This is a genomic window from Paracoccus sp. (in: a-proteobacteria) (assembly GCF_046462195.1).
In the GTDB taxonomy this organism is placed as follows: domain Bacteria; phylum Pseudomonadota; class Alphaproteobacteria; order Rhodobacterales; family Rhodobacteraceae; genus Paracoccus.
Genome location: NZ_JBKGUN010000174.1, coordinates 1 through 3877 on the forward strand (window position 1 = coordinate 1; position 3877 = coordinate 3877).

The window sequence follows — 3877 nt, forward strand, 5'->3', positions numbered from 1 at the left end:
GCGGACATGACCCCGCTCATCCAACAGCAAGAACCTGACCACAAGGGGTTTTGAAACGCTCTCTAAACCGTTAGGTAAGGAACTCCTGCCATTTACGGAGTAAGTAATTGTTCTCGTCCATGATTGTGCTCCAGACCGATACACGCGACATCCGGTGAACATGGCTACCGCCTGCACGGCGCTCGCCTGCACGCACAGCAACGCGACCATCGAGTCCGGGAAGAGTGCTGCTAGCGGGCTCTCCCTCGTACCAGAACGACCATTCCGGCTCGGTCAATGCATCCTGCAGAGGGGCGGTGACAGACATGTAGTAGCCCTGCCGTGAGAGGATCGCGCCCGCCGGGCCGGACAGCCACCAGTTGAGGTATTCGTACGCGCGGTCCTGCATTCCTGGAGACATCGCCGCAGACAGCGAAAGGCCGGACTGCCAGCCGCGATAGCCTTCCTTGGGACTTGCGTAGTTGAGATCCAAGCCATTCGCCCGCAGCTCGTAATAGGCGGGGGACCAGAGCGAGCCAAGACGAGTAGACGGCTGCGCCATGAGGCGCACAGACTCTTCGTGGGTATTCCACGTGCGCGTCGTAAAGGGCCCGGCCTGTCGGCGCTGGGTCAGCAAGTTAAATAGGGCGTCAATTTCCTCAATCGTCAGGTTCGTGCAGTCGTCGATGTCGACAAGATCAGCGCTGCGTGCGGCCAATGCCAATTCCACCACGCTGGAGGCCGGATCCTGCGACAGCAGGCAGCGAGCCCGGCAGTCCTGCTCGAGGAGCCATGCCCAACTCTCAGCTACGCGGTGCGCTTTGGCGACTTCGGGTCGGTAGGCGAAGGAGTCGGCATTACAAGCCGTGGGCAACATCGCGATCCTGGTTGAGGTCGCCGCGCCGAGGTTGTTGTCATCCTGCACAAACAGAACGTCAGCAGGACAAAGACCCGCATCCTTGCGCGGCCCCGCCGTCGCGCCGGGGCCATACAGCGGTGTCATCTGGTTCCACCGCTCAATTCGGGCGATCTCGATAGGCGCGATGGAGCCAGCGGTTTGCAGCAGATCGATGGAATGAAACCACTGATCGTAGATGTCAAAGCTGCCGGGCTGCGTGACGCCGCGACGGAGGCAAGCAGAGCCGTCCAGCACCTCGAAGACGATGGGGAAGCCAAGGTCTGCCCGGACCCGCGCCTGGAGTTCGCGCGGAAGCGTCACGCTTGTACCGATGACGCGTAGTGGGGTGTCCGGCAATCGATATCCTTTCAGCGAATGGCGCTCAGCCATCTGTCGGTGGAGGGTAGCGGCAAGACCGACAGCACCCGCAGACGTGCGAGGGTCAGTTCTTCGACCCGGTCCAGATGCGTGACAAGCAACAGCGCCGCAGCGTCGGCGCTGCCCGACATCAGGGCGCGCACGATCCGGTCGTAGAGACGCAGGGCGGGCAGATCGTCCCGCAGTGGGAAGTTGCGGCGAAAAAGTTGCGGCACGACCAGCGGTATCTGGTTCCTACGGATGGAAGCAAGCATTCGAGCATTCCGGAGGCCGTCAAACATCCGATGGCACAGATCATGTTCGATGCGGTTTACCTGTGCAGCCGTCGCATTTGGAAAGTCCGCGAGGACGCTGCCGATGCGGCCCGCAAGCTCTGACATGAATACAGGGGGCAAGGTGCCAGTCACGAGGCGCAAAGCATTTGGCTCTAACGCGCGGCGCATCTGCAGGGTGTCGCGGATGTCGCGGGCCGAAAGCTGAGGTACGATCCAGTGCGACTTGCGATCCTTCCGGATGAAGTGCTGTTCCATGAGGCGCCACAGCACTTCGCGCGCGACGGTGCGGCTAACGCCAAAATGCTCGCCCAGTTCGCTTTCGAGGATGCGATAATGACTAAAAGGCATGACGGCGACAATGGCATCGTGAACAACGTCGACGATACGCTCGGCCGAGACAGTGCGATCTACTTGAGCAAGCCCGCCGCGTAGAGTGTCATGTAGCTGCCGCGAACTCAGCACAAGCGGCGACCCTTGACCGATGACGTAGCCTTGGCCCTGGCCAGCGTGGATCAGGCCGGCTTTGGCAAGCCAGTGCAGGGCGCGGCGGACGGGGGCACGGCTGGTGCCGAACTGCGCAGCAATTGTGCCTTCCTTCAGGATCCCTCCCGCTGGCAGCGCACCTGACGTGATGCGATCGTGCAGCAGGTCGTGGATTGCAGAATACAGGTAGCCGCCCGAAACGGCGCCGCGCTCATCTCCCACCTTTGAGGCTGTCCCGTAAGGCGATATCCGATGGCCTGCTGTCGGTGGCATACATTCCGCATTTCTTTTTGCCGCAAAAGTGGGCATGTCCGAGGTCGAGAGCGCGTGAAATACACATTCTGGGCTGTTTTCAAGATCATTGCATACGATGAACAGTTTCGACTAGCCTCACCTTGTGATGAGTCGAAGATCGCCAGCAAATGGTGACGTGACCGTCCGCACCGACCAGAGGGTTCGGCGCAGCAACAGGGAGCACGACGATGGCAGCAGGAAAAATCAAGATCACACAGGATGGCATTAGCCGCCGCAGCCTTCTAAAGGGCGGGGCCGCGGCGACTGGCGCTGTCCTCGGTTCAGGCGTCCTGGGAGCGCCAATGATCTGGGCACAGAACATTCGCGACATCACGCTCAACCAAGTGGGGCCGTCCTATTCTGTGATCGCAGACATTACCTCCAAGGCCAGCGCAGATCTCGGCTTCACGATCAACCCCCAAGTCTCGGACACGACGGCGCTGATGGCCAAGATTGCGACGCAGCCCGAAACCGTGGATATCGCTGACCTCGAGTTCTTCGGCCTCCAGAAGGTCTATCGGACAGGCAACATCCGCCCTGTAGAGATCAGCCGCATTGCGCGCTGGGACGAGATGACGCCGCTGATGCGCGACGGCAAGAACTTCGACGGGTCGGATTTGGCGCAGGAGGGAACACTTCCCTATGATGTGATCTATACTGACGCGATGGATTCTACCGAGTTCGCGGAAGGCGCCGCCGACTATACGACATGTGTGCCGACGATCTACAACGCGGACACACTGGGCGTGAGGACCGACCTTGTGGGACGCCCGGTTACAAGTTGGGGCGACCTGTTCGCTCCCGAATTTGCGGGCAAGGTCGCGCTTGTGAACATCCCGCAGATCGGGATCATGGACGCCGCCTTGGCGATGGAAGCACTTGGTCTCGCCACCTATGCCGACAAGGGCAACATGACCCAAGCCGAGATCGACACAACCATCAACAAGCTGATCGAGCTGAAGAAGGCCGGCCATTTCCGCGCCTTCTGGTCCACGTTTGACGAGAGCGTCAACCTGATGGCCGCGGGCGAGGTCGTTCTGCAATCCATGTGGTCGCCTGCCGTGACGGCGGTGCGGTCCCGCGGCTTGGACTGCGTCTACCAAGGCCTTCAGGAGGGTTACCGTGGCTGGGGCCTTGGCATGAGCCTGATGAGCCACCTCGACGACATGAAGCGCGACGCGGCCATCGACTATATCAATTGGTGCCTGGACGGCTGGCAAGGCGCCTTTGTCGGGCGGCAGGGCTACTATTCGGCGGTGCCCGAAACTGCCAAGGCGAATATGACGGAGAACGAACGCGGCTACTGGTACGAGGGCGAGGAGGCAACCGAGGCCGTACTTGATCCCTACGGTGCCGTGATGGAACAGCCGGGTCGGGCGCGCGACGGCGGCTCGTTCCAGGATCGGATGGGCAATATTGCCTGCTGGAACACTGTGATGGATGAAGACCGGTACATGATCCGTCGCTGGAACGAGTTCATCTCGTCCTGATCCGCCTACGGAGCGGCGGACATGATCTCGTCGCTCCAGCCCTTCCGGTAAAGGATGTGCCGATGTCTGGCAGCAAATTA

The 3877-nt window shown here is 60.7% G+C and carries 3 protein-coding genes; 1 reads left to right on the forward strand and 2 read right to left on the reverse strand.

Features of this window, described 5'->3' with window-relative positions; genetic code table 11:
- Nucleotides 1-70 precede the first annotated feature (70 nt).
- Both ACLHHB_RS10940 and ACLHHB_RS10945 read right to left on the reverse strand, forming a co-directional pair.
- On the reverse strand, nucleotides 71-1234 hold the full coding sequence (locus ACLHHB_RS10940) for a PotD/PotF family extracellular solute-binding protein (protein WP_410218317.1): 1164 nt from the start codon (nucleotides 1232-1234) through the stop codon (nucleotides 71-73).
- 11 nt (nucleotides 1235-1245) lie between these two features.
- Entirely contained in the window at nucleotides 1246-2235 is a 990-nt protein-coding gene (locus ACLHHB_RS10945) for a GntR family transcriptional regulator (protein ID WP_410218318.1), read from the reverse strand.
- A gap of 281 nt (nucleotides 2236-2516) precedes the next feature.
- On the opposite strand from ACLHHB_RS10945, the gene ACLHHB_RS10950 reads away from it, so the two are divergent.
- Nucleotides 2517-3797: a PotD/PotF family extracellular solute-binding protein gene (locus tag ACLHHB_RS10950; RefSeq protein WP_410218319.1), complete on the forward strand. Its 1281-nt coding sequence runs from the start codon at nucleotides 2517-2519 to the stop codon at nucleotides 3795-3797.
- Nucleotides 3798-3877 lie beyond the last annotated feature (80 nt).